General features: G+C 38.3%; 28 protein-coding genes. 3 read left to right on the top strand and 25 right to left on the bottom strand.

Translation table 11 applies throughout. The annotated features are described in order from the left end of the window. Positions 1-37: 37 nt before the first annotated feature. The 25 genes from ADH99_RS03670 to ADH99_RS03790 all read right to left on the bottom strand — a co-directional run bounded on the left by ADH99_RS03670 (position 38) and on the right by ADH99_RS03790 (position 22635). Positions 38-595: a GNAT family N-acetyltransferase gene (locus ADH99_RS03670; protein WP_049554943.1), complete on the bottom strand. Its 558-nt coding sequence runs from the start codon at positions 593-595 to the stop codon at positions 38-40. Beyond that, positions 583-867: a rhodanese-like domain-containing protein gene (locus ADH99_RS03675; RefSeq protein ID WP_049554944.1), complete on the bottom strand. Its 285-nt coding sequence runs from the start codon at positions 865-867 to the stop codon at positions 583-585. Before ADH99_RS03675 ends, ADH99_RS03670 begins: the two co-directional genes overlap by 13 nt. Positions 868-903: 36 nt before the next feature. Next, on the bottom strand, positions 904-1473 hold the full coding sequence (locus ADH99_RS03680) for a DNA-3-methyladenine glycosylase I (RefSeq protein WP_049554945.1): 570 nt from the start codon (positions 1471-1473) through the stop codon (positions 904-906). A 226-nt stretch (positions 1474-1699) separates the two neighbouring features. Continuing rightward, on the bottom strand, positions 1700-2734 hold the full coding sequence (locus ADH99_RS03685; protein ID WP_049554946.1) for a S66 family peptidase: 1035 nt from the start codon (positions 2732-2734) through the stop codon (positions 1700-1702). 43 nt (positions 2735-2777) lie between these two features. Next, a complete protein-coding gene (locus tag ADH99_RS03690) occupies positions 2778-3248 on the bottom strand; it encodes a GNAT family N-acetyltransferase (protein WP_049554947.1) in 471 nt (156 codons plus the stop codon). Between the two features lie 2 nt (positions 3249-3250). After that, a complete protein-coding gene (locus ADH99_RS03695) occupies positions 3251-3790 on the bottom strand; it encodes a putative immunity protein (RefSeq protein WP_049554948.1) in 540 nt (179 codons plus the stop codon). Between the two features lie 199 nt (positions 3791-3989). Next, positions 3990-4310 carry a TfoX/Sxy family protein gene (locus ADH99_RS03700; protein ID WP_049554949.1) on the bottom strand — a complete coding sequence of 107 codons (321 nt, stop codon included), beginning with the start codon at positions 4308-4310 and terminating at the stop codon, positions 3990-3992. A gap of 56 nt (positions 4311-4366) precedes the next feature. Further along, entirely contained in the window at positions 4367-5272 is a 906-nt protein-coding gene (locus ADH99_RS03705; protein ID WP_049554950.1) for a DUF4300 family protein, read from the bottom strand. 52 nt (positions 5273-5324) lie between these two features. Further along, positions 5325-5867, bottom strand: a complete 543-nt coding sequence (locus ADH99_RS03710; RefSeq protein ID WP_152903683.1) for a C39 family peptidase — start codon at positions 5865-5867, stop codon at positions 5325-5327. Next, positions 5810-6139 carry a hypothetical protein gene (locus ADH99_RS10685; RefSeq protein ID WP_152903684.1) on the bottom strand — a complete coding sequence of 110 codons (330 nt, stop codon included), beginning with the start codon at positions 6137-6139 and terminating at the stop codon, positions 5810-5812. Before ADH99_RS10685 ends, ADH99_RS03710 begins: the two co-directional genes overlap by 58 nt. A gap of 353 nt (positions 6140-6492) precedes the next feature. Then, positions 6493-7827, bottom strand: coding sequence for an Nramp family divalent metal transporter (locus ADH99_RS03715; protein ID WP_049554951.1), 1335 nt, complete (start codon positions 7825-7827; stop codon positions 6493-6495). Positions 7828-8089: 262 nt separating this feature from the next. After that, positions 8090-9088, bottom strand: a complete 999-nt coding sequence (locus tag ADH99_RS03720) for a LacI family DNA-binding transcriptional regulator (protein WP_049554952.1) — start codon at positions 9086-9088, stop codon at positions 8090-8092. Positions 9089-9135: 47 nt separating this feature from the next. Then, positions 9136-9507, bottom strand: coding sequence for a hypothetical protein (locus tag ADH99_RS03725; RefSeq protein WP_049554953.1), 372 nt, complete (start codon positions 9505-9507; stop codon positions 9136-9138). 114 nt (positions 9508-9621) lie between these two features. Then, positions 9622-10332 carry an MgtC/SapB family protein gene (locus tag ADH99_RS03730; protein ID WP_049554954.1) on the bottom strand — a complete coding sequence of 237 codons (711 nt, stop codon included), beginning with the start codon at positions 10330-10332 and terminating at the stop codon, positions 9622-9624. A gap of 2 nt (positions 10333-10334) precedes the next feature. Next, entirely contained in the window at positions 10335-12026 is a 1692-nt protein-coding gene (locus ADH99_RS03735; protein ID WP_049554955.1) for an ABC transporter permease, read from the bottom strand. Between the two features lie 11 nt (positions 12027-12037). Further along, positions 12038-13048, bottom strand: coding sequence for an ABC transporter ATP-binding protein (locus ADH99_RS03740; protein ID WP_049554956.1), 1011 nt, complete (start codon positions 13046-13048; stop codon positions 12038-12040). A 105-nt stretch (positions 13049-13153) separates the two neighbouring features. Beyond that, positions 13154-14242 carry an extracellular solute-binding protein gene (locus ADH99_RS03745; RefSeq protein WP_049554957.1) on the bottom strand — a complete coding sequence of 363 codons (1089 nt, stop codon included), beginning with the start codon at positions 14240-14242 and terminating at the stop codon, positions 13154-13156. A 34-nt stretch (positions 14243-14276) separates the two neighbouring features. After that, positions 14277-14939, bottom strand: coding sequence for a DUF1868 domain-containing protein (locus ADH99_RS03750; RefSeq protein ID WP_049555922.1), 663 nt, complete (start codon positions 14937-14939; stop codon positions 14277-14279). Between the two features lie 144 nt (positions 14940-15083). After that, complete coding sequence (gene galE / locus ADH99_RS03755; RefSeq protein ID WP_049554959.1) at positions 15084-16094, bottom strand: UDP-glucose 4-epimerase GalE; 1011 nt, start codon at positions 16092-16094, stop codon at positions 15084-15086. Positions 16095-16106: 12 nt separating this feature from the next. Continuing rightward, on the bottom strand, positions 16107-17582 hold the full coding sequence (gene galT, locus ADH99_RS03760; RefSeq protein WP_049554960.1) for a UDP-glucose--hexose-1-phosphate uridylyltransferase: 1476 nt from the start codon (positions 17580-17582) through the stop codon (positions 16107-16109). A gap of 55 nt (positions 17583-17637) precedes the next feature. Next, entirely contained in the window at positions 17638-18384 is a 747-nt protein-coding gene (locus ADH99_RS10270; RefSeq protein ID WP_082160247.1) for a PP2C family serine/threonine-protein phosphatase, read from the bottom strand. Continuing rightward, positions 18374-20479, bottom strand: a complete 2106-nt coding sequence (locus ADH99_RS03775; protein WP_049554961.1) for a glycosyl hydrolase family 28-related protein — start codon at positions 20477-20479, stop codon at positions 18374-18376. The genes ADH99_RS10270 and ADH99_RS03775 overlap by 11 nt, the downstream gene beginning before the upstream one ends. Before the next feature lie 181 nt (positions 20480-20660). After that, positions 20661-21068, bottom strand: coding sequence for a hypothetical protein (locus tag ADH99_RS03780; RefSeq protein WP_053091348.1), 408 nt, complete (start codon positions 21066-21068; stop codon positions 20661-20663). 29 nt (positions 21069-21097) lie between these two features. Then, positions 21098-21913, bottom strand: a complete 816-nt coding sequence (locus ADH99_RS03785) for a YhfC family intramembrane metalloprotease (protein ID WP_049554962.1) — start codon at positions 21911-21913, stop codon at positions 21098-21100. Then, positions 21910-22635, bottom strand: coding sequence for a MerR family transcriptional regulator (locus tag ADH99_RS03790; RefSeq protein WP_049554963.1), 726 nt, complete (start codon positions 22633-22635; stop codon positions 21910-21912). Before ADH99_RS03790 ends, ADH99_RS03785 begins: the two co-directional genes overlap by 4 nt. A gap of 216 nt (positions 22636-22851) precedes the next feature. Between ADH99_RS03790 and ADH99_RS03795 the strand changes: the two genes are divergently transcribed. Genes ADH99_RS03795 through ADH99_RS03805 form a run of 3 tightly spaced genes read left to right on the top strand, consistent with a single transcriptional unit; the run spans position 22852 to position 25235 of the window. Beyond that, a complete protein-coding gene (locus tag ADH99_RS03795; protein ID WP_065427308.1) occupies positions 22852-23892 on the top strand; it encodes a bifunctional glycosyltransferase family 2/GtrA family protein in 1041 nt (346 codons plus the stop codon). After that, entirely contained in the window at positions 23882-24862 is a 981-nt protein-coding gene (locus tag ADH99_RS03800) for a phosphodiester glycosidase family protein (RefSeq protein WP_053091349.1), read from the top strand. The genes ADH99_RS03795 and ADH99_RS03800 overlap by 11 nt, the downstream gene beginning before the upstream one ends. Beyond that, positions 24843-25235 (top strand): hypothetical protein, encoded by a 393-nt coding sequence (locus tag ADH99_RS03805; RefSeq protein WP_049554965.1) that lies wholly within the window; start codon positions 24843-24845, stop codon positions 25233-25235. Before ADH99_RS03800 ends, ADH99_RS03805 begins: the two co-directional genes overlap by 20 nt. Positions 25236-25261: the final 26 nt, after the last annotated feature.

Raw genomic sequence — 25261 nt, forward strand, 5'->3', positions numbered from 1 at the left:
AGAGACTGATTCGCGTAATCAGTCTCTTTCTTTATTGTTATGCTCTTGTAGTCCACTCTTCGCGTAAAATTCCATACTTTACGCTGTCATAATACTTTCCTTGATAGTAACGGACTTTGCGGATTTGACCTTCTTTTAGGAACCCTAATTTTTCAGCAACGGCCATCATCGCACTGTTCCCACTCCAAGTCGTCATTCCAATATGTTCGAGCGCATCGATTTCTTGGAAAATAGCATCCACCCACTTCGTCAGCGCGTTTGTTGCAATTCCATCGCCCCACAACTGATCGTCATAAATCACAATCCCGATTTCTAGCCACCGTGTAGCTTTATCCACCCATGTTTTTGAAACCATCCCCACAGGCAGACCTCCAGTGACAATACATCGGCAATCTTCGCTCATTAAAAAGGCTGCAACAGGGCTTTCTTCGAAGCTTTTGACATCGTCAAACTTACGATAATCATTAAAATAAGGCGCATTCCACTTCGTCCACTCTGGTTGATACGTTGAAAAACCAATCTTCCAAATCTCTTGCAAGAAGCTTTTGTTAAAAGGCTCAAGTTGAACTTCTGTCGTTTTCTTTAAGCTTGCCAATGGTTCATGCCACCTTCAACATTCGTCACGTCAAAGCCTTTTTCTTCCAAAAATTGACAAGCCCTTGCTGAACGCATGCCCCCTTGGCAGATGACGTAGTATTTTTGCTCTGGATTTAATGTTGTATACTCTTGTTCCAACGTACTTAGAGGAAAGTTCTTTGCTGTTGGAATATGTCCGTCTTGAAATTCTCCCTTTTCTCGTACATCTAATACCGTGATTTCACTTGTTTGGTATAATTTTTTAAACTCGTTTGCTGCGATTTTTTTCATGTTTCTCCTTCACCTTTCTCCTATTCAAAATAAATTTTAATTCTTCTCTACCCTTCTAAACTCACAGTCCAGAAGGTGGTCATTTACCATCCCTACCGATTGCATAAATGCATAAATAATAGTCGAACCAATAAATTTAAAGCCTCTTTTCTTCAAATCTTTACTGATTTTGTCCGAAAGCTCCGTTTTTGCGGGGACTTCTGTTATAGATTTCCAAGAATTGATGATTGGCGTATGATTGACAAATCCCCATAAATAGTCGCTAAACAACCCAAACTCTTCACATATCTTAAAGTAAGCTTTGGCGTTGTTCGCAACAGATTTTACTTTCAATCGATTTCGGATGATTTCTTTATTTTGAAGGAGCTCAGCTTCCTTGTCTTCATCATAGTTCACCACAATGTCTGGATCAAAGTTATCAAAGGCTTTACACAACCCTTCCATTTTTTGAAGGATCGTAGACCAACTGAGCCCCGCTTGCATCCCTTCTAAACAAAGCATTTTAAATAATTCCTTATCGTCAAAGATAGGGATTCCCCACTTTTCATCATGGTATTTTTGTTCAAGTAGACTATGGTTAGCCCAATCACATCTTTTTATTTCCATATTTACTCCTTTTCCATAAGAGTTTTAGTCCTCAGGTTCGGATTCCCTATACAGTACCGATTTCATCCAATACCCAAATTTATTAGAATTCACCTCATTATGGCATTTCTATTCCCATTTGTCAGTAAATACATCTTGGAAGATGCCGTCATTGTTTTAGAAAAATGAAAGCAGACTCCCCTTCCACATTTGAGTCTGCTCCATTATTCTCACTTCTGTAATTTTATTATTCATAGATAAAACGAATCACTTGGTCGTCCACATTCACTTGAGCTTCAATCCCAAAAGGAATAATACAACGAGGTGTCGCATGCCCAACATTGATATTGTAGGCAATGGGTAGCTGCTTCTCCCCTAATTCTGCCAGAAGAATCTCTTTATACTCATCATAGTAAGTTTCATTTTGTGGTTTTCCAACAAGCACACCAGACACCACATCAAAAAGTCCGTAGCGTTCTAGTGTTTGAATCATTTTTTGGAAGTGTTCAGGAGTCGGTTGTTCTTCACTCGTCTCTAGAAGCAAAATTTTTCCTTTCCATTCTTCTAAAGTAGGAAATAGTTGATACTGGTGCACGAGGCGAACCGTATCCTCATATCTTGAATTTTCGAGACATTCTGCCATGGATTCCAAGCACCCTCCTAGGATTTGCCCCGTAAACTGAGCAGCCCCTGAAAGCAACTCAAACCCGTGATTTGGAAAACTTGGCATCGAAACTCCTAGTCCTTTTTCACTAAAGTCTTCTCTTTCTTGAACCCAGATGTCGCTCGGTCGGATTTCTTTAATTCTTCCCGTTGTCAGTAATTCCTCAAAATACGATTTTGTATATGGAAGCATTTCCTTTGAAAGTTCACACACATCTGGCAAAAACGCTTGCCCATAGAAACTGCGAACACCCACCTTATGCAACATCAAATGATTGATGGTCGTATCTGAGAAACCTAAAAAAATCTTTTGCTTGGCAACCGTTTTAAGTGCGTCTTGTTCAAATAAATAAGGCAGCAATCTGTACGTATCATCTCCACCAATGGCACATAAAATCAACTCTATCGAATCATCCTGAAAAGCGGTTAGTAAGTCTTGCGCTCTACATTCAGGATGTTGCTTTATAAATTCTAGCCCTTTTAATGCATGAGGTAAAAATACAACTTCTATCCCATATTCTTCTAATCGTTTCTTCCCAAGATTGAGTTCATGTTGAATGAAACTCTCCCCTAAAATTCCGCTAGACAAACTGACGATACCAATCTTCTTTACTTTCATCGAATTCTCCTCTGTGTCCTATTTTCTTTTGTAATCTTCCGCTTCATTCCCCTAAATATTTAATATAGATTTGACACGGATTCCATTCATCCCACAAAGTCGGGAAGCATTCTAACTCCTTATACCCCATCGCCTTATAAAAAAGATTCGTGCGATCATACTGTTCGTAATGCCCCATTTTTACAGTCTTCACTTGAGAATAAGTGTACCCTAAACTCTTGGCTAGTTGTTCATACGCCTCATTCAATTTTTGGCCGATTCCTTTGCGGTGAAATTCCTTTTTGACTCCCATCACAAAAATATCTGCACAATCCTCACTCGTAGCATTCAGAACGACATATCCTGCGAGTTTATCCTCTACAAAACAAGCTAGAAACGGCTTATCCATCGCATCATCGACATATTCCTGCGTGCTTTCTGGCATTCCAAACCATTCCGGAAGATCATATAAAACTTCTTTTGAAATCGATTCTTTTTCCTTTTTATCTATAATTTCTCTAATACTCATGTTCATCTTTAGTGTCCTACTTTCTTTAAAAAGTCTCGCCCTAATGCGATTTGTCGTTCTCTTTCCACTCTTACTCGGTCTAAATTTTTTGGATACTTCAGTTGGATGACTTTGATCGCATAATCAGAAGAAACAATCGCATGTCCTCTCATATGAGCCGATGCTATGGTTTGAGCGTACACTCTGGCGGCAAACTTACTGATGTCCGCCTTCGACCGCTTTGATAAAGTGTTTGCTAAAAATCCTGCTTGCCGAAGCTGATAGGCGCTTATCTTGCCTTCGAGTCGCTGTTGAAATACATTCAAAGTTTCCTCTAGAATAGATTCCTTATCAGCAAAGCTTTCAATATCCTCTATAAAATTACGGGCATTTTCAACAGCCCAACGAGCGACCTCTTTATGCGGTAATTGTTCAAGGATTATTTCTAACTCCAGCCTCTTCTCCGGGATATCGGTGACTTTAATTTTATAATCAGACGGGACCTTCACGTCCCCATTGATATAACGATTTTGTTCCCACTCATTCCAAGAATACTCTTCTGGCTTCATTGATTTCGCCTCAAATCTCTTTAAACTGTATCGTTATTATACCAAATAACAGAGGAAGGTTCTATTCCCATTCTACTATTTTTTCCAGCACGTCAAAAACACCTGTAGCACTTTGAAACTACTACAGGTGTTATCATTACTTTATGGATTCAGAGGACTGCCTGCTAATCGTCCACCACTCGGCAACCTCCTCCAGCCATCATTTCTTTTTCTTGGGTTTGGGAGATGGCAGTTCATCATAGATAGCTTTAAACAAATCCGTTAAGAACTCCTTATCTTCTACATTTTCCACTAAGAGCATTTCTTTTGCCCCTTCATAAGGCTTTTCCAATGAAGCGTCAGGCATGCTTTCTCTGGCAGCTGTCACATTTTTGATTAGGAGTCGATCATCATAAATACCACCGACAACCTTTTCCCGGAAATACAAAATGTATTCCCCCATCATTGCTCGATAGCGGATATCCTCTAATCCTGATAATTCCTCTAAAATATAGGCTAGATATTCCTTGCTAGAAGCCATCTTTTCACACTTCCTCGTTACTTCCAGATTCTATGATCAAGACGAACAACTTATTTTTACTTCATCTCTACCCATTTGTTGTTATCCATAATGAACGGTTTTGCTAAGCCTTCTCCGGTATAGTCTTGGTATTTCGTTGAAAGATACTTGTAAACATCTTCTTTGGAAGCAAATTTAATCGCCTGATATGGCTCCTCAAACGTCAGCTTCTCAACAAAAAGGAACCCATCACTCGTTGGCACTAATACACCGACATGGCCAATAAAGAGAGACTCGCCATCCAGATTATCATGAATCACTACGGAAAGCATTCGTGCATTCTCATTAAATTTGAACTGAGAAAGGAATTGCTCCATTTTCGCAGCATGCACTTTCACATCGGTTGTCGCTTCTGTTTTTACTCTCGAGAATAATCGATTTAACGCTTCTTTATCCTCAGAGCTAAATAATTTTCCTTTGTCAATGGCATCATTATCAATGAAAAGGAGCGTATCATCTTTTTCAATCGGAGGAATCTCAATGCTATTTTTCAATAATGCATACGTATTAATGCGGCAGTTCGTTCCGACAAAATCACCCATCTTCGCATTCCAAAGATTACTGATTTTCTCTACGTCATACTCTGTTTTGGTGAAAGACTCAAAATCTCCTTGAAGACCCGTCTCACCCACAATTTCATTGTACTCCTTCACCAATTTTAAGAATGATTCTACACTCTCTTTATCGATGTATGCAGAGAGTAACGCCTTCACTTCATCAATACTGCTCTGGTTCGACATATTCGTATAGGATGCGACCCATTGCGGCGTTTCTTCCTTTGTGCTTGCGACAGTTGTCGATGGAGCAGTTGTTTCCGCCACACTCTTTGACTCGGATCTTACTAATGTCTGTGCACATCCAGCTAATGTCACTAGCGTTGCCGCACATAAACCTATTTTTATTGTTCTAGAAAAGTTTTTCATTGATATTTCCTCTCACTTTCCTTCTAATCCTATTTTTTAATTCATCATTCTCTTACCAGGCATAATTAGGTTCCTCGCAAGCCGCCATTGCTTCAAGCAGCTCTTCTGGCGTCACCTTTTTTAAACCACCATACACAGGATCTTGTTCATGTGTCATGGAGTCTAAATAATAAATCGCTGAAATATCTTTTCCATCTGGAGTCAATTCATACCCAATTCCAATCACATTATGCTCCCCATTTTTTCCAGGATAAATTTTGGAAAGGGTAAAAGTGTAATACATTGGATAGCCATCATCAATATTTTTGCGAACGCGCTCCTTGAATACTCTCATCTCTTCAGAATTTGTACTTGCATTCGTAACAACGGCTAGTCGATATCCAGCCTGTCCGTCCTTAGGGAGCGAATAGCCAAATAAATGCTGATTCAACACACGAATGGCATCTTTATTATGCGTTCCAAATGGTACATAAGTCCCCATCTCCTGTGCCAGTTGTCGCTGAGAAACGAATTTCCCCTGAGTGGAAAGAATCATACTCACCGTTGCTGGAGCGCAGAAATACCATTCTTCTTGAATTTGCGGAGTGACAGACAAATCTTCTTACGACGCTTAGGCGTTGGGGGCACAGCCTCGGTTGTGGTTTCTTTTTGTGTTTCTTGAGCAGTGACACTCGTTGTTGTTTCTTGCGTAGTCACTGGCATGGTAGTCGTTGTTTCACTCGTTTGCGACTGCTCTGCCACTTGCTTGGTAGTTGAGGTTTCTATAGAAGTATCCAAGGTCGTTGTCTTGTTTTGTTCACTAGGAGACTTGCAAGACGATAATAGCAACACATTCATACATAGCAGCAAAATAAGACTCTTTTTCATCCTAATTCCTCCATTCTCTCTTCTTAAGGATGACAACTATATCCCTTTGCGTTGGTCCAACATTCTCTCCTCTACATCTTATGTCTTAAGGTTCAACGATTTTATACATGCCATTGTTCTTGGGGAGGATTTCTCCATGCTTCTTTACCGTATAGAAACCGCACTGTCTTTTGAATGCGGTTCCATTCTTCTCACTTATAATCTATCCTATTCTCTTGAAAAAAACAACAAAACTTCTGTGAAGATTAGGAGTTTTCGCATGAAAATTTTTACCTACATCTATGTACTTGAGGAAGCTCTATATTGACAGAGGACCAAAGAAAAAACGAGCACCCGAAGATGCCCGTTTGGTTTTAGAATAAATCAATAATTAACTTAAAGTTTAAGATGGTTAGGATAATTGCTACCGCATATCCAAGGAAAGTATTCCATTTGGCGTTGGTAAATTCTCCCATGAGTGATTTCTTTGAAGTAAAGTAAATCAATGGAAAGATGGAAAATGGTAATGCCACTGATAAGAATACTTGTGAATAGACCAAGAGTTGGTCCAATGTTTTCTCCTTTGCCCCAAAGAGGATTGCCACTACAATCACAGGTAACAACGCAAACAATCGTGTTACGAGTCGGATAATCCATTGTGGTAATTTCATATGCAAGAAGCCTTCCATCACGATTTGCCCGGTCAATGTTCCCGTAATGGTTGAATTTTGACCACTAGCTAATAGAGCGACCGCAAACAGTGTCGAAAGAGTGGAACTTGCGACTGCCCCGGCAATTTTTGAATCTTGCAACGCATTGTACATTTGCGAGAAAGCAGAGATTTCAGAAGCATGTCCGAAGAACAATGCGGCTCCTAAAATTAATAACAGCGAGTTCACAATGAATGCTAAACTTAACTGAATGTTCGAATCCCATGTCATAAACCGAACCGCTTTACGAATATCGTTTGGATCATTGTAATCGACTTTTCTTGTTTGAGACAGTGACGAATGCAAGTATAAGTTATGTGGCATCACGGTTGCTCCGACAATCCCGAGTGCTAATGTTAATATACTCTCGTGCCCTGGTGCTGTCTTATCAAACAACTGCGCTGTCGGTAAGAATCCTTGGAAAATTCCAGAGATACTTGGGTCTGCTAGCGCTACAAGATACACGAAAATCAAAAGAATCGTAAAAATCAAGGTCGATACAATCGCTTCGATTTTCTTGAAGCCCATCTTCATAATTCCTAACAGTAAAAATACGTCTAGAACGGTAATAAAGATGGCTCCCATAATTGGAATGCCAAACAAGAGATTCAATGCAATGGCCGACCCTAGCACTTCTGCTAAGTCAGTAGCCATCAGCGCTAACTCGACAATCACCCATAAAATATGACGCAACCATTTAGGTGCATGATGAGCCGTCGCTTGTGCTAAGTCCATTCGTGCTACAATTCCTAGTTTCCCGGACATTTGTTGCAACTGCATCGCAATTAATGACGAAACAAGAATAACAAAGAGCAATGTATATTTATAAGAAGCTCCTCCAACCACACTCGTTATCCAGTTTCCTGGATCCATGTACCCTACCGCTACAAGAGCACCTGGTCCCAAGAAAGCTCGTAAATTTTGCCAAAAATGATTATTATTAGGAGTTTCTATCGATTGATTCACTTCTGAAAGTGATACTTTTTTACGTGTAGACATCTTGTTCTCCCCTTTCTACTGTAAATAATTTTCATATTATGTAAATTGTCTGAAAACAAATCATGTTCAATAAAAAACAGTGCCTATTATAACACTCTGGCGACCATCGCGCAATGTGAGATGTTACAGTTCATCAAACTGCTGTCTTTCCTCCTAGCAAATAAACTGAAATCAGGAAACAAAAAATGGAAATAAACTCTAAAAGCTTACTTTCATTTTAAGACATTTTTAAGACATTTATATTATCTGCACCGTGCTCTGCTTAAAACGATTGTCGTCTGACAAGAGTTGTAGAAACCTCTACAGATTTTCTTTTATCTCCATTGATAATCGCAAGAACTCCATCAATCATTTCTTTTGCTAACTGACTATAATCTGGAGAAATGGTTGATAATGCAGGTGTATAATATTGTGCTATTGGAATGTTGTCAAACCCTACAATAGCTAATTGGTCAGGAATCGAGATTCCTTTTTCGTAACACGCACGAATAATCCCTTGGACTTTTTCATCCCCAGAGACAAATATAATATCCGGTATATTCGTACCTGTTAAATTCTCCATCGCATAATGATACACAGATTCAATCGTAGCTAATCCATAAACAACTTCTAAAGCAATTTCATACTTTTTCTCTTTTACAAAAGTACGAGCACCCTTCTCACGATCTTTATTGACAAGTGACTCTCCACCCATTAGTAGCCACATGTCACGAAGCCCTTTATCAGAAACGGCTCCCATCAAATCGTGCATTGCTTGGAAATCATTATTCGAAACATAAATAACACCTTCTGTCTGTGATTTCCCAAACACAATAAAAGGCATATTATTTTTCTTTAAATATTGAATTCTACTATCATCTTTACCTTCATAAAAGACAATAACTCCATCGACTAAACTTCCAGTACTTGAAATAATAGAATCCTTAATTGAATCCCCTTCACCAAAATACTCGACGATTGCATTGACTCCCATTTCTTTACAAGTTTGTAAAACCTTATCCAATAGTGTCTGGAACCAGATTAATGGGAAGGACTCCATCTTCTTGACTGAAATGAGAATATTCGTTGTTTCTTTCTTAGTCAGATTTTGTGCATACGCATTTGGAATATAAGACAGTTCTTCAATTACCTTCATCACAGACTGGTAAGTTTCTGTTCTAACTCCATCACCACCATTGATAACACGGGAAACAGTCTTAGGAGAGACCCCTGAAATGCGCGCAATATCATAAATAGTAGCCTTTCTCTTAAACTTTTCCATCCTTACTCCTTATAAATTTATTTTTTCGATAACTATACTAATCGTCATTATTGATACATTCTGTTCACTCGAAATCTTAAGAGTTCACTTTTATATCCAAGCAATTCAAAATATCTGATGATCATCGCTTGAATAAACGCGTAAGATATTGGAATACCGCATAATTCTATCAAATATAATTCCGTGAGACAATTCATTTCTTTTAGTTCTTGATCTATTTGATTGATGTAACTTTCTAAAATTGGTACTATCATTTCTTTGAAAATTACTTTTTTTATTATTTGATCCATTGGAAGATGAAATGCCCATACCCATTCGCATAACTCATGAAATGTATAAATATGACATTCTTTTACTAGGCATTTTCTATTATAATATCGAATGCTGCCATTATCAAAATTTATCTTACATACTTTCATCCCATAATAACTCCTCTATCCATCCAATACTAGGAAATTGGCATTCGAAATCTCTTTAGCGAATACTTATTCATCTAAAAAAGAGCAAGGAATCCCCTGCTCTTTCATCCAAAATTAACTAATCTCTTCAACATAAATGACGCCTGGAAGATTAGAAAGTTCTTCCATAAGTCGAAGATGTTCAAAGCTGCCAGCTAATTCTAACGTTACAAAAGAAGCAATTTTCTTTTCTGGTACATCGAAATACTGGATTCGACTTTGATTGGCTTCTCCAAATGCCGTCCTAGAGTCAGTGATTCGAATTCGATTTTCTGCACAATAGACTAATACACGATTATAGGCTTCCGTGGAATTGACTACAATATAGAGTTCAATTACTCGAGAGCGTTTTTGTAGATACATCTTTAACGGTTGGAACATGGATATCACGCCCCAAATAGAAACGGCTGCTAAAATCGCTCCCTGATAAAAGCCGACTCCAATTGCGAGTCCTATTCCTGCAGAGCCCCAAATACCAGCGGCTGTGGTTAGTCCTGTAACCTTTTTCTTTTCTGTGACAAGGATCGTTCCAGCCCCTAAGAAGCCGACTCCCGAAACAACCTGCGCTCCTAATCTGGTCGGATCTCCTGTCCCAAACTTATAAGAAACAAATTCATTTGTCATCATAATCAAACATGCAGCAACACAAACGACACTATGCGTTCTAATTCCTGCTGGTTGCGATTTACTACCTCGCTCCATGCCGATAACCATTCCGGCTATCAAAGACAATGCAATTCGGATAAAAATATCTGTATTCGTTAATTCAATACCTGTTGTAACCATAATTATTTTCTAGTTGTTTTGCCACGTCTTTGTGTGAAGTAAAGTACTGTTGAAGAAATAATCATCAATACAATTGTATATACAAAGACAAGTGCTTGTGCATTTGATGTTGCTGTTTCATCACCAGCTGAACGGATAGTAATACCTAAAGGTTGAGCTAATGGATGATATAAGAATACAGATAAGTCGAAGTCTGTTAATAGAGAGTTAAAGTTAAGAGCAATAACTGAAAGTACTACCGGTAAAATAAACGGAATAATAACCTTCATCATCGTATAGAATGATGATGCCCCCATACTACGAGCTGCATCTTCCATCTCGTCATCAACGCTAAACAAAATAGCACGAACCATACGATAAGAGAATGGAATTTTTACAATAATATAGGCAATTAGTAAGATTACAAATGTTCCCACAAGAATTTGATTAAATACAAGTGGTTGTGGTTGGTTAAATGTAAATAGTAAACTAATTGCTAATAAAGTACTTGGTAATAGCCATGGTAATAATGCACCATATTCAAAGAGTGAGTCAAAGCGAGCTTTATGTTTACGAACCACACGTGCAAATACAACGGCAAGAACTGTCGCAGTGATAGCAGCAAGAATAGCATATACAAAGCTGACTAAGAATGGTGAGAACGCAACACTATTACTGAAGAATTGGTGATAGTTTTCTAGAGTAAAGTTAGCTAATGACAAGTTACCTGTTTGAATCGCCACTGGATCAGTGAATGAGTACAAGACAATGAAAATCAAAGGTAACATGAATACTACGAATAAAGCGTATGCCACGATATGCGCAATGATATTCCATGGTTTTGAAGTAATCTTTTGTTTTTTCAAAGGTGCTTTTGTTTTAGAAATTGAAATATAATTTCCACCTTTTTCAATCTTATTCATGATACTTAATAAGATTGTTGTTGCAATCCCTAGGACAATCGCAAGTAATGCAGCAAGGTCACGAGAGTTCCCCATCCCTGCAAATGTGATAATCATCGGGTTAATTGTTTGAAATTGTTTACCCCCTACAATCATTGGAGCCGCAACTGCTGATAGCCCACTTAAGAAGATCATAATTGTTAAGGCAAATAATGTTGGCGTTAATGTTGGTAAAACAATTTTTCTGAATACTGTAAATGGTTTTGCTCCCATATTACGCGCTGCTTCAATAGTATGATAATCGACACCACGAATGGTATTTGTTAAGAACAATGTATGGTTGGCTGTACCTGAGAAGGTCATAATGAATAATACAGCACCATATCCCACAAACCAGTTTGGATCAAGGTTTGGTAGGAAGTTTTGAAGAATTCTTGTAATCATTCCATAAGGGCCGTATACGAATTTATACCCTGTTGCAAGAACCACACCACCATAAATTAAAGATGTCATATATCCAAGTTTTAGGATCTTGGCACCTTTAATATCGAAGTATTCTGTGAACAACACACAAAGAAGACCGACTACGTTAACTGTAATAATTAACGAGAATGCTAGTTTAAAACTGTTCATAATACTTTGAATTGCACGTGGTGATTTAAGTACACGATTAACAGCATCTAGCGAGAATTGTCCATCTTTGACAAATACATTCACAACCAAATCAAAGTTTGGATAAATAATAAACGTTACGAGGAACCAGATTAGCCCTATACGAATGAGCCAATCTTTCCAATTTAACTTATGACGCATGTTGTACCTCCCTAATATTGCACGACATCTGAAGGCGTAATATAAAGTTCCACATTTTCCCCAGCAGATTTAATTGCAAATTGACTATCAATACGTGTTACGTTTAACACTTGATGATCAGACACTTTAACTGTGTAACGAACTGTAACACCAGAGAATTCTGTATCGATGATTGTTCCTTTAAGAACTATATCTCCTTCTGTTTCACGTCTGAATCTAATTTTTTCTAAACGAATATATCCTTTTTTATCTTGTAAAGGAACGTTTGGATTATTTTCTAAAATCTCATGGACAGTTTCTTCAGAAAGGACATTAATATCTCCGATAAAGTCACAAACAAACTCTGTTTTTGATTGATGATAAATTTCAGGAGGTGTTCCCACTTGTTCAATGAATCCATTGTTAAATACAGCGATTCTATCTGACAATGTTAACGCTTCTTCTTGGTCGTGAGTAACGTACAATGTTGTAATTCCTAAATCTTTTTGTAGACGTTTCAATTCTTTTCTTAAGTCTACACGTAATTTAGCATCCAAGTTAGAAAGTGGTTCATCAAGACAGAGAATTTTTGGTTCTAATACTAACGCACGAGCTAGTGCCACACGTTGTTGTTGTCCACCTGATAATTCTGATACATTACGTTTTAATTGTTGGTCAGAAATTTTAATTTTTGCTGCTACCGCTGCAACTTTTGCTTTAATCACATCTGGAGCTACTTTCTTCACTTTCAAACCAAATGCAATATTATCAAAAACTGTCATTGTTGGGAATAATGCATAAGATTGGAACACAATTCCGATTCCACGTTTTTCAGGTTCTAATTTAGTAACATCCTTACCATTTACTTCAATGCGACCTGCCGATGGATCTAAAAATCCAACTAATGCACGTAAAGTCGTTGACTTTCCGCATCCAGAAGGTCCTAAGAATGTAAAGAACTCCCCTTCGTTAATTTCTAAATTCAAATTGTCAATCGCAATAAAATCACCGTATTTAATTTGAATGTTATCAAATTTAATCATATCGTTTACTCCTTTGTGTTATCTTAAAAAGTCTCGCGTAGACTCTTTCTATGGCATAGAGTAGAATCCTAGCGAGACTCTTATCGATTAATTCAACATTTAATATTATTTAACGTATTCTAATTCAGCTTTTTCAACCCATTGGTCTAAGTATTTACCAACAACTTCCCAGTTAATATCTTGTGGTTTAAGTTGGTCAACAAATTTCTTAGTTGCTTCTGGTAATTCTTTTACAGCATCTTTATTCGCTGGAATAGAACCAAATTTTTGGCTGTATTCTGCTTGAATTTCAGCTTGACCGAACCAGTTGATGAATTCTTTTGCTAATGCTTGTTTCTTACTTGTGTTAAGGATCATTGTTTGTTCAGTTACGAATGGAACCCCGATTTCAGGTGACATTACTTTGAATTCAACATTTTGTTCTTTTTGTCCGACTAACGCTCCAGAACCCCACATCATACCGTATTGGATTGGGCTTTCTTTATCTAACACTTTAACAACTGAGCTTTCACCTTTTTGAAGAGTATAGGCATTTGCAAAATATTCTTTTGCAACTTCCCATCCTTTTTCTGATACGCCTAAATCTCCTTTTTCATCAAGGTAACGAACTAAGATACTTGCGTAAATCGCACGTCCTGTTCCTCCTGTTAATCCATAGATAGAGTATTGACCTTTATATTTTTCTGCTAATTCAGTCCAGTCTTTAGGCATTTCTTTAGCTTCTGGATTCCCAATTAATACTAAAGGTTGAACAATAACTGGGTTATAGTATCCATTTTTATCTGCTAATGATGCATCAATCTTATCAATCCAATCTGGTTTGAATTGTGTTAAAAGATTTGCGTCACGAAGTTTGTTTGAGTCTACCGCACCAATACCAAATATCATATCTGCTACTGAGTTATTTTTTTCAGCGATAACACGGTCAGCTAATTGGGCACCAGCGATATCCACCATACGAATGTTGAAACCAGCTTCTTTCGCTTTAGCAGTTAGCCAATCTCCACGTCCATTTGAAACAGAGTTAGAATAAATTACTAATTCTTGGCTCTTATCCGCTTTTTCTTCTGATTGTGCTTGAGGTGCAGTGGTTGTAGCGTTTGATGAACTATTTGCTCCTCCTGAGCATGCAGCTAATGTTGTAACTGCAAGCCCTGCAGCTAGTAAAGTTTTTAAAAATTTCGATTTTTTCATTTTGAAATCTCCTTTTTGTTTTTATTTGTAATTTTTATTTTCCAAACTTTTCGCAATATGGAACAAAACGTCTCATATCTTCAAACACTGTATAATCGATACGATTTACAGTAATGACAGGAACTTTTTCAAGTAAAACTTTTGTTAATTCCTTTTTCACTTTAGTAAACTCTTCATTTTCTTCTTCAGTTAATGGAACTCGAAGATATCCAATTGAGATATGGAATTGGTAACGATCATGGTTAGGGAAACGAACACCTGCTTTTTCAGAAACATAAGTTCTAATTTTTTCTAATCGTTTAGCGGATTTTTCATCTGCTGGTTCAACTAAAATATTTTGATTTCCCATTTCAGTCACACGCATATGAATCTCTTCATTTAGCAATGGGAAAATTTCTAGTTGTTTTGCAAAGTAATCATGGATTTCTTGTAATGGTGTATCCAATGGTAGATGGCTACTCCAAAATTCAGTCTCACGATTTTCATGGCAAAGCAATTCAATTACAGTCATATGAATAGAATCTCTAGGGGTGAGAGTAAATTTATCAATAAAAGGTAATTCTCTATAGCGAGCCTGAATAATATCCACAACTTCCATTAAATCTGGATTTGTATAAAGATTGGCAACAACAGTGTTACCTGGAAAATGATTAAATTCTCCATTTTCTTTAAATTTTATTTTTGTAAGATTTTTCATGTTATTCTTCCTTCTTTTGTTTTTGACACCGGTGTCAAACGGTAACTTCATTATAGTGTGTAACCGATTTCTTGTCAACCGTTTTCATAATTTTTTTTATTCCTATTTTTATTGTCTTTTTTACTATTACAAAGCAGAATTATACTATCGATATCCGTTTGGATTTTTCGATTGCCAATTCCATGTATCTCTACACATGTCTTCAACTGATTTCGTTGTCTTCCAATTTAATTCCTTATAAGCTTTGTCTGCATTTGCATAACAAGTCGCGACGTCTCCTGATCGTCTTGGAACAATTTTATAAGGAATTGGAACCCTATTAACACTTTCAAATGTATTTACAAGTTGTAATACACTAGTGCCTTCTCCTGAACCAAGGTTATAAATATAAACATCTGTTTTTTCAGATACTTTTTCTAACGCTTTTATGTGGCCAATCGCTAAATCCACTACATGGATATAATCTCGAACACCAGTACCATCTACCGTATCATAATCATTTCCAAAAACGCTTAACTCTGGTCGCTTACCTACCGCTACTTGTGCAATAAAAGGCATCAAGTTGTTAGGAATTCCTGAAGGGTTTTCACCAATCAACCCAGACTCGTGAGCCCCAATCGGATTGAAATAACGAAGCAATGCAATACTCCACTCTGAATCTGCTACATGAACATCTTTTAAAATTTGTTCAAGCATCACTTTGGTGTACCCATAAGGATTTGTTGCACTTGTCGGCATTGTCTCAATGAGGGGTGATTGATTGTGAATACCGTATACAGTCGCACTCGATGAAAATACAATCTTCTTAACTTTAAACTCTGACATCACTTCAACAAGAGCTAATGTGCTCATAATATTATTTTCGTAGTACATCACAGGCTTTTGCACGGATTCGCCAACAGCTTTGTATCCTGCAAAATGAATTGCTGCCTCAATAGATTCTTGTTCAAAAACTTTTCTCAATCCTTGTTTATCACAAACATCTAATTCGTAAAACGCAGGACGTTTCCCTGTAATTGCTTCAATCCGATCTAATACCAAGATGCTAGAGTTCGAAAGGTTATCGACAATTATGACTTCCTTCCCTAAATTTAATAATTCTACTACGGTATGGCTACCAATATAACCAGCTCCGCCTGTCACCAATATTGCCATTTGGGGTCCCTCCTAATTAATTCCAACCGACTTAACAAATCTCATAAATGCTTCATGTCCAAACGGAGTATTCTTATAAACGCCAGCATCTTCGAGAACTCTTGCAAACACTTGTCCTACTTCGTGTTGAACTACGCTATTAATCTCTTCTTCTTTAACGTTAGAGTATTTTTCTTTTAATTGGTCTGCCCATTCTAAATGATAATCTGCAATTGCGTTATCTTTGCCTAAAAGATATTTCTCAACTTCCTCTAACTCTGTTTTCAAACGAGGTGGTAAAATAGCAAGTCCCATCACTTCAATTAACCCGATATTTTCCTTTTTAATATGCTGAACATCTTTATGAGGATGATATACGCCATCTGGATGTAACTCTGATGTGTGATTATCTCTCAAAACAAGATCCATTTCAAATTGACCATCCACTACACGAGCAATCGGAGTGATTGTATGGTGCGGAATTTCTCCAGTTGTAGCAATAATATCTGCCTCTAAATCGGTATACCCTTGCCATGATTTTAAAATCTTCGAAGCTAATTCCACTATTCTTTGTTTATTCTTACCACGTAATCGAAGAACAGACATTGGCCATTTCACAATACCAGCTTGAATATCTTCGAACCCTGAAAATACGAAGGTTGTTTCACATTCCGCTACTTCCATTGGGAAAACGTATTTTCCACCTTGATAATGGTTGTGACTTAAAATAGAGCCACCTGCAATAGGGAGGTCTGCGTTTGATCCTACAAAATAACCCGGAATAATATCTACAATTTCTAATAGTTGTTCAAATGTTTTAGGAGTAATCGCCATCGGAATATGCTTTGTATTTAGAAAAATGGCATGCTCATTAAAATATGAATATGGTGAATATTGTAATCCCCATTCTTCATCTCCAAGTTTCATTCGGATAATTCTATGATTCGCACGAGCTGGGTAGTTTACTCTTCCTTGATACCCTTCATTTTCCATACACAAAAGACATTTTGGATAATTCGAAGCTTTCATTAATTTTTCAGCGGCAATTGCTTTAGGGTCTTTTTCTGGTTTAGAGAGGTTAATTGTAATCTCTAGAGGCCCATATTTTGTTTCTGCACGGAACGCAATATTTTTAGCAATCGCTGATAATTTAATATAGTCGTTATCTTTACTTAGTTGATAAAAATCATTCAAGGCTTTTTCAGGAGACTCTTGATAAGTACTCCAGAAATTTTCATTAACAGCACTTGGAATTGGAGTAATAAAGTTCATTAACTCTGCGCCTAAACAGTCTTTTTCTTCTGCTAAGGGGCCTACTTTCCCATTCGTTTCAGCTAATTCAACGAGCATATCTTTTAATTTTTTTATATCTATTTCACTTGTAGGTGTATTAGCTCCTTCCTCTCCGACTAGAGCAAGTACTCTATTCTTTACATATGAGTAATCCATAGGTTTATACAACCCAGATTGAATTACTTGTTCAACAAAATTATTGATTACTGTTTGCATCATTTTCTCCTCTTAATCTACTTGACTATTCAATTATTTCCTTCTTTTCAGGGCTTCAATCCGTTAAAAGATCGACGATTAGTATACTTGCATCATCTTTCTTTCCATAAATAGGATCGACCTCCTGTGATTGTTTTCTCATTACAATTAGATCATCCAATTTATTCTCTGGATGTTGAGAATAGAACTCATAAAAACCATCGCTCATTAATACAATTTGAGGACTAGTCACTTCTGTACTCCCATAAATAGCATGTTCCACACAAGATTCATCTAGCGAGCCAATCCAATATCCATTTGACGTATTGGCCAGTTCTCTAATTTTTTGTAAGATTATTTTTCTTTCGGGGCCTTCCTTACTCGAAAGTGCAATTTCGTTTTTTCCTAAATCAAACAAACGATCCACACGATGGTCGGTTACCTCTTGGTCATTTACGAGCATGACACAATCTCCAAGAATCATGTATTCCAGTTTTGTTTTTGTTAATTTTGCAAAAACAAAGGCAAACGTCGGCAGTTTACAATATTCTTCATGGTTAGAATCATCTAACCCTATAATCGAACGGACCTCCTTAATACTTTCAGAAAAAATTTCTTTTAACGTTTTTGATTCTGCACAATGTTTTGCAATCACCTTAGACAATAAATGCGTTACTTCAGAAACCGAATATCCAATCGATTTTTTTGCATTATATAAATCTGTGGCTCCATCAATCACCCAAAAGAAATTTCCAAAACTACCAAGCGCATCTTCATTTTCAACCGCCGTACCTTGAATAGAACAAATGCTTTTAATTTTCATGACGTTTCTTCACTCCTCCGACTCCAAAAAACACTCCTAATCCAACAAGGGAAGCAATAGCACCTAAGTAACTATTCGTTCCTGTTTGTGGTAATTCTTTTTGATTTCTGTTTGCCTCAGCTTGAACGAGTGCTTCTTTTGCTGGGGTGTCGGATTTCTTGACTTCTTCAGAAACCTTACGGAACTCAAACTGTAGATATCTTTCAAAACGTTCTCCTCGCGCGATTGGAACGAACACCTCTCCAATTTTGTCAATTAAATTAGCCAATTGATCATCGGAGTAGGTTGCAAGATAGTAATACCCATTTTTATTTCTTGCAATCACATGATAGTTTCCATTTTCTGTATGAATATCAGCATATCCAAGACCTAAAGCTACAACGGAAATATTTCCGTTATCGCCAGAATTTAGCAGTGAAATGGAATTCCCTGTTAGGTTTGAGAAAGAATTATCAGTTGCTGTAATGCTGCCTGTAGAGTTATTGATGACAATCCCATCTTTTCCACCGTTAATAACGTTGCCTGAAACAGTTAATCCATCGCTAATGCGGAGAAGTTCAATTGAAGGAACTTCAGAATTTTGAGCTTGATTATTAATGATATTGTTTGTCACTTCAATATCTTTTACTTTCCCTAAGTACTCTTCACTATCTCTTGCTACTCGGATTGCTTGTGTTTTAGGATCTTTAATATTGAATCGATTATTTGTAATTACTACTTTCTTATTTAAGTCCAGAACATCTTCTGTATTTTTGTAACTAAAGGCATTTACTAACGCTCCACCATCTTCTCTGTATCGAACACTTTCTTCCTTTGTCTTTTTATCAAATACATTATCTTTAATCACAATATCTGTGAATCCAGTAAATCGAATGCCTGAATAAACTAAGTTATCAAAATGATTGTTCAAAATTTTAATATTCGAAGGATTTTCAGTAGTAATGGCTTGATAATGCGTACCAATTGCAGTTACCAATTCACCAGACTTGTCACTCTTTCCAAAGTATGAATTCTGAATGGTTACATTTTCTGATTTCACACCTGTTTCGTTTAACGCGTATGGGAATCCTTTTCTTGTCATCGGTTCGATTTGAATCGACTCTTTTGTAATCATTGCATTATCTTTAATCGTTTTAGGTAATGCTTGACCTAAGAAACGGGATTGGTCCACCAACACATTTTTAGACCCTGCAATTTGAATGGCATGCCCTTGATAACTATCCTTAAACGTTACATTGCGGATAGTGACATTTGAGCTATTCCCAATCGCAAAACCACCAGAAGAATTAATAAACGGTAAATTCTTTGGTTTAGTGCCTTCTTCATTCAAAGCACCATTCATATCAATCGTACCACCCGTAAAACTAATATTTTCTGTTGGCTCCCAGAAAATCTTGTCTCCTCCATTAATGAAAGGTCCCGTCATAAATACGATTGAAGGACGTCCTTGGAAGTTAATTCCGTTAACAATCGTTGCATCATCATGCAAGCGAATATCGATATTGCTCTTTAATTGGACCATTTTCTTTACAAGATACTTTCCTTCAGGGAAATATAATTTTCCTCCACCGAGTCCTTGAGAAGCTGCATCAATAGCCGCTTGCATAGCTTCGTGATCATCCGTAACTCCATCCCCAACTGCACCGAAATCTTTAACATTTAAAGTATCAGTTGTAGGTTGAGCAGCTTCTGCCCCATTCGCACTTCTTTCCGATACAGAACGAAGAGCGTTAGCTGGTACATTTAACTTTTCGTTATTTGCATCTTTATTTACTTCTTCTACTTTTTCACCGGCATCAGCCTTCTTAGGAGTTTCTACATTTTCTTTTGGAGTTGCATTTTCAACCGTAGTTTCTAATTGGCTGTCCTTTTGAGCAGGAGTTTCTTTTGCCTCTTTCTCACCCTCTTGAACTTTTTCAGGAGATGCCTCCGTTGTTACTAGTTTGTTTTCTTCTGTAGTTGGCTGAGTCGAAGTAGCTACTTCCTCTGCTAATACATTTTTCGCACCCACAAAAGAAACCGCTAACAAAATAGAACAAACTCCAACTTTTAACTTACGAATACCAAATACTTTTTTGCCGTCTAAACGTTTCATAATGACCTCCATATTTTATGACCTAATAGATATTTACTTTTTGACACCGGTGTCATTTTATGACGACTACATCTTACCGCTCAAACGATTAAATGTCAAGCGCTTTCAGAAATACTATTAGTATCCGTATTTTCGAAAACAAAAAAGAATGCTGATCATCAACATTCTTCTTCATTCTATTTTAATTCTTCTGAATCTTAATCGGATATCGTTTCACAGCTTGAGGTAACTGCTCTAGCAACGCATCATTGACCTTGCTTTTCCCCATGAAGAACATAGTCGTGGTTCCATCCTTTTGTTCAATGATGACGAAATAACGAGCGCCACCACCTTTTCTTCCTCGCATAAAATCAAACGAAATCCGGCGAATCGATGATAGAGGAATTCGACGCTTTTTGAAACAGAACGCCACATGAATGTAAAATGTTCCATTCGCGATATGAAAAGCTGCCATGAACGGACCTCCGCTCTGCTTTGCGGCTGTCCATCGGCGAACGAAAATGACAAGCACACATATCGCGATAAACCCACTACTCACCAGGAATACCATCGGAATCCCAAATCTCGTTCCACTTTCTATTGTTGCCATCTTCATTCCTCCCTTACATCAACGATTCGTTATGCCAATTTTTTATATATTTTTGTCGCAATCCATACAATGACGATTGCCATAACTAAAATTCCAGTTTCAGCGATTCCAGCTCCCACGACGTTTCGTTGATAGAGCGCCGCAAAGCAATCCGCCATCATATGTAGTAAAACGGCCCCGCATAAATACTTTTTATTCTCTGCAATGACACTGTAATACACGATGATGGTACAGCCAATATGAATCCCCATTGAACTGATTCTTTCGAGAACGGTCATCACAGCTGTTTCGACATTAAACTGTGCTGCAGCTTGAAAACTTTGCATGGCGAAGGCTGCATTCTTTTCAGTAACATGTAATGCCGTCAGCGCAGAATCGACACTTCCGTTTTGAAGCGATGTCGCAATCACTATGTAAAGCAGAATCGATGGAAGAACAACTGTTAGAACTTCGATAGCTCCATGCCCAATTCCATACAACACTGCATTTTCACGCGTGCGATGCTTTTTCATAATGTATTTTAATACGATATAGCGACCACATTCCTCGAAAATCCCTGCCATCATCATTCCATATAACACGAATGCTACCGTATTTCCATTTAAAAACTGAGAAATCGGATTATCTGCTAGTAAAAAGAAATAATGGAAAACTGATTCAAGAATACGGGCAGAAACAATAAAACCTAATGCCCCAGCAACGAAATAACTGATTTTCACTTGACCTTTATGACTTCGCATCCAATAAACAATAGGTAAAATTCCTATCAAAAGAAGCAAAATAATCGTCACGATTAATGACGGAATCGCGGTTGGTCCAAGAACGATTTGATTAAATCCACTCATGCTTGATCACCGTCCCAAATTTCAATACAGAATCCTTTATGTCCACACTCTGAGCAAGTTAAATTCCGGGTTGTGGGCGTATGCTTTGCAAAGAAAGCCTCTTTCTTTCCTGGTTTAAATTCTTGATGGCACTCAGGGCAAATATATTTAACGTGTTTATAATAATAGTTACATACCCAAACAAGCCATACCGTTGCCAAAAGAGCCCATAGCGCAAATCCCCACCACATTCCTTTGAAAATCCAGAATGCAATCGACACCCACTGAAGTACTCCGACCACCAATCCTGTTGAAAGTATAATCCGGTAAAGTTTTTTGAGTTGTTTCTTACCTTTCATCACTACTGCTATGTCCGCGATGGATTCAAGTGAGAAGGATTCTTTGTTTTGGACTGTCGACTGTAATTCACGTAATTTTTCCAATTGCTCTTGTTTCTCTTGGATTTCTTCCATCAATAGACTTTCCTGTTGTTCTATTAAAATCGAAATGACTTTTTCAGGATGTTCTTCTTCTAACAATTCAGAAATGGCATCGATAGGTACATCCACCTCTCGAAGAAAACAAATGACTTTTAGACGTTGAAGATCACTTTCAGAATATAATCTTCTGCCTCCTTCAGAAAGTTCTGTCGGAATCAAGATACCTCTTTTGTCATAATACTGAACGGTTCGAACAGTCACGTTGCAAAGTTTCGCAAGCTCCCCTGTCGTATATTTTGACATAGCTTTCACCTCCTTATTGCCTGCATATTACTACATTACGTAGCGTTACAAGCAATACCTGACGCTAGGGGATTTTTCATTTTTCTATTAAATACTATATTAAATGCTAATTTTATTTTTTTCCACCTCTTTTAAGTAGGTTTTAGGTTCGTCGTGCAAATTATAGTTAACCTAACGGAAAGGAGAAGCTCCCCAAACAGGCGAGCAGTGACAACCATGAAAACAATCGTCATTATTCCAGCATATGAACCAGAGGAAAAATTAATTCCTTTAACGCAGCAACTCATCGCCAAAAACTTAGAGGTCGTCGTAGTCGATGATGGTAGCGGGGAGAACTATCTTCCTATCTTCACAAAGCTTACAGGAGCCACAGTTTTAACCCATCCTGAAAACAAAGGAAAAGGAGAAGCGCTCAAAACCGCTTATCGATACATCAAAGAAAATTATGCAGACAAGGAAGTAGCCATCGTGACTGCAGACTCCGACGGACAACACAGCCCCGAAGACATTGAGCGCATCGCCAACCGAGCAGCCCTTAAACAGGACAGCCTCGTACTCGGAGTTCGAAACTTCGACGCTTCCCACGTTCCACTTAGAAGCCGCCTTGGCAACAAAATTACCTTAAAGATTTTCGAGATGACCAGCGGGACGAAACTTAGCGATACACAAACCGGTCTTCGTGGATTCTCAAGCACGCATTTAGACAAAATGCTGGAGATTTCAGGATCACGTTTCGAATACGAAATGAATGTGTTGATGATTTGGGCAAAAGAAAAACGTCCTTTCTGCGAGCTAGACATTCAAACGATTTACGAGAACAAAAATGAGGGCTCACACTTTAACCCTCTTCGCGATTCATTCAGAATCTACAAAGAGATTTTCCAATTCGCCCTATCATCAATTCTCTCTTTTTTTCTAGACTACACCCTCTACGCCTTCCAGATTTTTATCGGCGTACCACTCGTGACCGCTAACTTGGTCGCAAGGGTGATTAGCGCAGGATTCAACTTCTTCGTGAATAAGAAGTTCGTCTTTGCCAGCGACAAACCCGTTCTCAAAGAACTCGGCGGCTATATTTTACTCGCCAGCTTCTCATTAACGCTAAACACATCGATTTTAATGGGCCTCAGCTACGGATTCGGCATCGGACCACTCATTGGTAAAATCATCACCGAAATCGGGATGTTCTTCTTTAACTGGTTTGTACAAAAGAAAGTCATTTTTGAGCAAGAGAAAGGTGTGCATTATGTCAAATAACAAAAAAGGAAAAGCACTCAGGAAAATCTTAACGACCGCTTATACGGCAGTCCTCATCGGGGCTTCAGGGATGGTCATCGCCGATACGCTTTTTATCTCAAAGAGCTTGGCAAAGTTCAGTAATGAAACGGCTGCGGCAACGAACACATCTACTGGAACTAGCGCAAGCGGCACTGGAACGTCGGGGAACTCGAATAATTCAGGCAGCTCAAGTAGCTCAGGAACCTCTACAACGCCAACCGTGAGCACGGCGACGGCCTACGAGGACGATACAAAATCCATCACGATTGAGACGTACGAGCGAAACAACACGCAAATCCACGTCGCAACAGTGAAAATCAAAGGCAACGCATCAATTAAGACCGCCTTGGCCGACGAAACGTACGGTCGAAACGTAACCGCGAAGACTTCAACGACTGCTAAAAGCGTGAACGCGATCCTTGCGATTAACGGAGACTACTACGGTGCTAGAGATGCTGGATACGTCGTTCGGAACGGACAACTCTTACGAAGTGAAAGTCAAAATGCTAGCCAAGAAGATTTAGTCATCTACAAGGACGGAAGCTTCGGCATCATCAAAGAAGGCGACATCACAGCGCAACAATTAGTCGATAACGGCGCGATGCAAGTCTTGTCATTTGGCCCAGCGTTGATTGAAAACGGACAAATAGCCGTCGACAGTTCAGATGAAGTTGGGAAAGCCATGGCGAGCAATCCGCGTACAGCCATCGGAATCGTCGACGACAGCACTTATGTATTCGTGGTGTCAGACGGACGAACCAGCGAAAGTAAAGGCTTATCGTTGAAACAATTAGCTGAATTTATGAAAGAATTGAACGTCACTACCGCCTATAACTTAGACGGTGGCGGATCTTCTACCATGTACTTTAACGGACAAATCATTAACAAACCGACAACAAACGGTCGAAACATCGAAGAAAGAGAGGTGAGTGACATTGTCTACTTATAAAAAGAAAACAGGACTGACATTCTACACCGTCGCAACGGTGGTGACACTAGTCGTCGGAACGGTGTATGAATTCTTCAGCCACCAAGTCTACTCCCCATTTATGTACTTGCTCTTTATGATTCCGCTCGTGCTTGGAGTGGTGCCAAATCTCATAGCGAAAATGACCGGGAAAACCTTCCTGGAGTCAGAAGACGCACAAGCAGCCTACAAGATGGGTGTCCTCACCTTTATATTCGGCAGCTTCCTCAAAGGAGTCTTCGACATCTACGGAACCAGCTCCATCTACCCAACCCTCTACTTACCCGTCGGTGCGTTGCTTCTAGTCGCAGCGATTGGGTTAGAGATGTACTACAAGAAGGCAGTTGGTGAATAAAAAAAGGCCGGAGCCCTTTACGGGGC

This window comes from Granulicatella sp. 572.rep1_STHE (assembly GCF_001073445.1).
Classification (GTDB): domain Bacteria; phylum Bacillota; class Bacilli; order Lactobacillales; family Aerococcaceae; genus Granulicatella; species Granulicatella adiacens.